Source organism: Mycobacterium sp. (assembly GCF_032159765.1).
In the GTDB taxonomy this organism is placed as follows: Bacteria; Actinomycetota; Actinomycetes; order Mycobacteriales; family Mycobacteriaceae; genus Mycobacterium.
Map to the genome: position 1 here is coordinate 1 of NZ_JAVHWM010000090.1, position 3,928 is coordinate 3,928.

The window sequence follows — 3,928 nt, forward strand, 5'->3', positions numbered from 1 at the left end:
ATGGACCTGTAATAGGTTTAGACCGGCGCAACACGACCGCCCGCGGCGGGAAGCCGGTCTGGATCAGACCCCGCCGCGGCTGCCGAGAAGGAGCACCCGCTGCACGCCGATCACCTTACTCCATCGCTACGCCGGTGATCCAGCGGCTTCGCGCGGGATTTTGCTGGTCACGGTGTCTGCCCTGCTTGGCGCTGATCGCCGTATCGCTCGCGTCCTGCTCGATGGTGACTGAGGGCAAGGCGGTGACGAGCCCCCCGGACAGTGCATTCTTCTTCGCAGGCGACGTTCCCGTCTACGGTCATCCGGTCACGGGCGACGACGTCGCACGACTGGCGTATGTGCGGGCGATGCGACGCATCGACGTTTGCGGGCTGCTGCGCGGCGCCGCGCTTGCCAAGGTCGGCGAGTTGGTTTCCGTGGGACCGACTTTGGCGTACGACGAATGTGACGCCGAGGTGAAGGTGAGCGGCGGCGGGCAACGCTTTCTGAACGTGTCGATAGCGACGTCGCCGCGAGATCCGCCCAGTATGTGCGGCGTGACGATGCCGCTGCCGCTCGGTGGACTGCCCGGCGCCCCCGCGGTGCCGACGGGCATGCAGCCGACGGTCTGGGTGGAGCTCGTCGTGGACACCGACTGCAAGCTAGAGAGCAGAGTCGGGGACGGCCTGAGGGCGCGCTTGACAACCGGTGCCCTGCCGCCGCGCGATGCCACTGCCCTGTACCAGTCACCGCTGGCCGAACGCGATCCCTGCGAGGTGGTGAAGGTTCTCGACGATGTCAGAGCCTGGGACGTGTTCGGCTTGGGGCCGTACAGTTGCCGGCTGAAACTGAACGGCAACCGCATCGTGGTGACGTTGCGGCCGCAGTTCGTCGACGCCCGGCGCACGGAATGCACCGCGTTCGAATTCGTCGGTCCGCCGATGCAGCGTAACGTGATCGGGGTGGGATACGTCCGCCCCGGCGACGTCGACGTCCGGCCTGCGGTCGTCGTCGCGGACATCGACGGAGCCAACTGCGGATCCCTTGCCGACATCGCGGCCAAAGCTGCAAGCGTCTACCGCTGAGCACTTCTTTACAGCCCAGCCAGCTGCGGCAGGGTCGCGTGCGCGATCACGAAATAGATCATCAGGCCCGTCCCGTCGACGATCGTCGCGATCAGCGGCGCCGACACCACCGCAGGATCGATTCGCAGCTTCTTCAGAACGAGCGGCAGAATCGACGACACCAGCGCCGACCACATCACGATGGCCGCGACCGTCAAACACACCGTCAGTGTCACCTGCGGCCCGACGCCCAGCGTCCAGGACCGGGTCAGCGCCGCGAGCGCCATCACCACCGCGATCATCGAACCGGTCGTCAGCTCCTTGACGACGACCGCAGGAAGGTCACGGAGCCGGACCTGTCCGGTACCCATGGCGCGGACGAGCGTGGTGGTGATCTGGGTGCCGGTGTTACCGCCGGTGCCGATCAGCAGCGGGATGAAGAACGCGAGCGCTACCACTGCCTCCATCTCGTCCTCGAAGGCACGCAGCACGGTTCCCGTGTAAGCCTCGGCAGCAAAGAGCACTAACAGCCAGACAATTCGCTTCCGCCACAGCAGCAACGGCGACGCGCTCAGATACGGGACGTCGAGAGGCGTTGAACCGCCTTGCCTTTCCGCGTCCTGGGTAACGTCGCCCTGGAGGATCTCAAGGGCGTCGGCCTCGGTGAGAACGCATGCGGCCGTCCGCGTGGACCACGGGCAGCTCGCTGACCCGGCGGTCGACGAGCAGTGCGGCGTCCTCGGCGTCCGTGAGCGCACCCGTGATGACGACCTCGTCCCCTGACAGCTCGCCGACCTGCCGGTCAGCTTCGCCAAGCACCAGCTCGCGGTACCGCACCACACCAAGCAAGTGTGGCTCGGCGTCGGTAACGTAGACCTGAGCGCCAACGCGAAAGTCTCGGTGCCGCTGCGACATTCGAGACCGAATCTCGTCCACGGCATGCGCCGCCGTCGTGGTCGGGGCCAACCACAGCTCCACAGCCTTCGGGGTTTCCATGGCGATGGCTTGGCGCAAGGTGAGCGTGGCTGGCTGTACGGCATTGGTATTCACCGGGCAACACGCGAAATACGTCGCTTTGTCCGGCGCTAACGAGGACGAAAAGGCTCGCCCCACCGGCCCGCGAACGCGATGTCATCGAGCGGAAGACGTTGGCGTCCTCGCGCGTCGCGCTCGATGACCGCCGGGTCGACAGTGGAGTAGTCCCCGAGTGATCCGACCGCCACCACGGCGAACGGTCTGACGTCGTCGGGTAGGCCGAACGCGGTGCGCGCGCCGTCGGCGTCGAACCCGGCCATCGGATGGGCGACCAAGCCCCGCGAGAACGCCTCGACGCTCAATTGCGCAATCGCCGCCCCGACGTCGACGGCGGCGTACCGCACGGTCTTCTCGTCAGGCCCCTCGTCGGCGCAGACCAGGACCAGCGCGCCGGCCAACTTCGCGTAGCTGTTCCCGCGCTTGAGCAGCTCGCCGATCGCAGCGAACGTCGGGTCACCGCGCAGGCCCACGACGAACCGCACAGGCTGGCGGTCGCCCCACGTCGCGGCCCATCGGGCGGCCTCGAGCACCGCGGTGATCTGCTCGGGAGTCAGGTCGGTGGATTCGTCGAACGCACGGGGGCTCCATCGCGCGGCGAGCACAGCATTGATCGGAACCCTGGTGTCGGCGCGCCGATCGCTCACGGACGTTGAGGCTACCGCCCCCCGCGCCGTCAAAAACGGGTGCGCGAACCCCTTATCCTTGAATGAACCCAAGGTCGAGAGAGGTTTCTTCGTGGCGCTCGTCGTGCAGAAATACGGTGGATCGTCGGTGGCTGACGCCGAGCGGATCCGCCGCGTCGCCGAGCGGATCGTGGAAACCAAGAAGCAGGGCGACGAGGTCGTCGTGGTGGTCTCGGCCATGGGTGACACCACCGATGACCTGCTGGATCTCGCCAAGCAGGTGTGCCCGTCACCGCCAGCGCGGGAGATGGACATGCTTCTGACCGCCGGCGAGCGCATCAGCAATGCGCTGGTCGCAATGGCCATCGAGTCGCTCGGTGCGCAGGCCCGGTCGTTCACTGGCTCACAGGCCGGCGTCATCACCACCAGCAGCCACGGCAACGCGAAAATCATCGACGTCACACCCGGCCGGCTGCGCTCCGCGCTCGACCAAGGCCTGATCGTGCTCGTCGCAGGGTTCCAAGGCGTCAGCCAGGACAGCAAGGACGTCACCACCCTCGGCCGGGGCGGCTCGGACACCACCGCGGTCGCGCTCGCCGCCGCGCTCAAAGCCGATGTGTGTGAGATCTACACCGACGTCGACGGCATTTTCACCGCCGACCCGCGGATCGTTTCCAACGCCCGCAAGCTCGACACCGTCAGCTTCGAGGAGATGCTCGAGATGGCCGCGTGCGGCGCGAAGGTGCTGATGCTGCGCTGTGTGGAATACGCCCGCCGCTACAACGTTCCGATACATGTCCGGTCGTCGTACACCGACGCACCCGGCACGATCGTGACCGGATCGATGGAGGACAACCCCGTGGAAGACGCCATTCTGACCGGAGTCGCGCACGACCGCAGCGAGGCCAAGGTCACGATCGTCGGCATCCCCGACGTTCCCGGCTACGCCGCCAAGGTCTTTCGTGCGATCGCCGACGTCGACGTGAACATCGACATGGTGTTGCAGAACGTGTCCAAGGTCGAGGACGGCAAGACCGACATCACGTTCACGTGCTCGCGCGAGAGTGCACCCCGCGCGGTCGAGGAGCTCACTGCGCGCCAGCACGAAATCGGGTTCACCAGAGTGCTCTACGACGATCACATCGGCAAGGTGTCGCTGATCGGCGCGGGCATGCGCAGCCACCCCGGAGTCACCGCGACCTTCTGCGAGGCGCTGGCCGCAGTGGG

At 66.6% G+C, this 3,928-nt stretch carries 3 protein-coding genes and 1 pseudogene; 2 read left to right on the plus strand and 2 right to left on the minus strand.

Translation table 11 applies throughout. The features are described 5' to 3' along the window. The first annotated feature begins 185 nt into the window (after positions 1-185). The gene (locus QOH60_RS09925; protein ID WP_526419664.1) at positions 186-1,064 is read left to right on the plus strand and encodes a hypothetical protein; all 879 of its coding nucleotides are present in this window, start codon (positions 186-188) and stop codon (positions 1,062-1,064) included. Positions 1,065-1,072: 8 nt separating this feature from the next. On the opposite strand, the pseudogene QOH60_RS09930 reads toward QOH60_RS09925, so the two are convergent. Beyond that, positions 1,073-2,015 (minus strand): annotated as a pseudogene (locus tag QOH60_RS09930) (magnesium transporter); the annotation flags it as partial. A 113-nt stretch (positions 2,016-2,128) separates the two neighbouring features. Continuing rightward, positions 2,129-2,722: a nitroreductase family protein gene (locus tag QOH60_RS09935; protein WP_526419666.1), complete on the minus strand. Its 594-nt coding sequence runs from the start codon at positions 2,720-2,722 to the stop codon at positions 2,129-2,131. Between the two features lie 91 nt (positions 2,723-2,813). Here QOH60_RS09935 and QOH60_RS09940 point away from each other — a divergent pair. Beyond that, on the plus strand, positions 2,814-3,928 hold a 1,115-nt coding region (locus QOH60_RS09940), incomplete at its 3' end, for an aspartate kinase (RefSeq protein ID WP_526419668.1).